Raw genomic sequence first — 808 nt, 5'->3', positions numbered from 1 at the left:
ATGTCCAGGTTGAAGCGAAAGTAAAATTTCGTGGAGGACCGAACGCACATCCGTTGAAAAGGGTGGCGATGAGGTGTGGATAGGGGAGAAATTCCAATCGAACCCGGAGATAGCTGGTTCTCCTCGAAATAGCTTTAGGGCTAGCCTCATATAAGTCTTGCGGAGGTAGAGCACTGAATTTCCTAGGGGGCGTCAAAGCTTACCGAAGAATATCAAACTCCGAATGCCGTGTAGATGATGTATGGGAGTCAGACGATCCGAGATAAGTTGGGTGGTCAAAAGGGAAAGAGCCCAGACCAACAGCTAAGGCCCCAAAATGTGTGTTAAGTGGAAAAGGATGTGGGATTTCGAAGACATCTAGGATGTTGGCTCAGAAGCAGCCATCCATTCAAAGAGTGCGTAATAGCTCACTAGTCGAGAGGTCCTGCGCCGAAAATGTCCGGGGCTGAAACACACTGCCGAAGCTTTGGAATTGAGAATTCAATTGGTAGAGGAGCATTCTTAAAGGGATGAAGCAGTACCGTAAGGAGCTGTGGACTTTTAAGAAGAGAGAATGCCGGAATGAGTAGCGAGAGGAAGGTGGGAATCCTTCCGGCCGAATATCTAAGGTTTCCAGAGTAAAGCTGATCTGCTCTGGGTAAGTCGGGGCCTAAGGCGAGGTCGAAAGACGTAGTCGATGGATAACAGGTTGAAATTCCTGTACTATCCTGTAACAGAACTGTGGGGACACAGGCAGAGAGCGTGAGCCGGGAATGGAAAGACCGGTACAAGCGAGGTAGGAGTCTGGTTGGCAAATCCGCCAGGCAAT

Annotated in this window: 1 rRNA gene; it reads left to right on the top strand. The window is 49.3% G+C overall.

The features are described from left to right. A 23S ribosomal RNA gene (locus tag PZH32_RS11180) occupies window positions 1-808 on the top strand; the annotation flags it as partial.

It is taken from the genome of Adlercreutzia equolifaciens (genome assembly GCF_029076695.1).
GTDB classification, from domain to species: domain Bacteria; phylum Actinomycetota; class Coriobacteriia; order Coriobacteriales; family Eggerthellaceae; genus Adlercreutzia; species Adlercreutzia equolifaciens_A.
The sequence above is the reverse complement of the archived record's forward strand: the minus strand, read 5'-3'. Positions and strand labels throughout refer to the sequence as shown.